Source organism: Pseudoalteromonas fuliginea (genome assembly GCF_000690055.1).
Lineage (GTDB): Bacteria > Pseudomonadota > Gammaproteobacteria > Enterobacterales > Alteromonadaceae > Pseudoalteromonas > Pseudoalteromonas fuliginea.
Genome location: NZ_JJNZ01000309.1, coordinates 1 through 293 on the forward strand (window position 1 = coordinate 1; position 293 = coordinate 293).

Genomic DNA, 293 nt, shown 5'->3' on the forward strand with positions numbered 1-293 from the left:
CCCTGCTTACGGCCTACCACTTCTACATGTTTTGAAAATGTTTTAACAAGATCAGTCATGTTGCACCTCACCTTGATAGCCCTCTAAATGGGCTACCGCTTTAGCCGCTTGTGCAGAAGCTCTAAATAATACTGTTTTGTCATTTTTAAGCGCTTTTAACCAACTTTTGATATACAACGCATGATGTATGGGCTGTGTTTGCTTGGTGTTAAAATGCGCACATAAAAAAGCAGCTCCCAGTTCTGCAATTAATTCTTCATACGCATAATTCTGAATGTACTTTGTATTGGGGT

The 293-nt window shown here is 39.6% G+C and carries 1 protein-coding gene; it reads right to left on the reverse strand.

Translation table 11 applies throughout. The features are described from left to right. Positions 1-51 precede the first annotated feature (51 nt). Positions 52-293 (reverse strand): zincin-like metallopeptidase domain-containing protein (locus DC53_RS22920; RefSeq protein WP_240474592.1); only part of this gene is annotated, 242 nt, incomplete at its 5' end.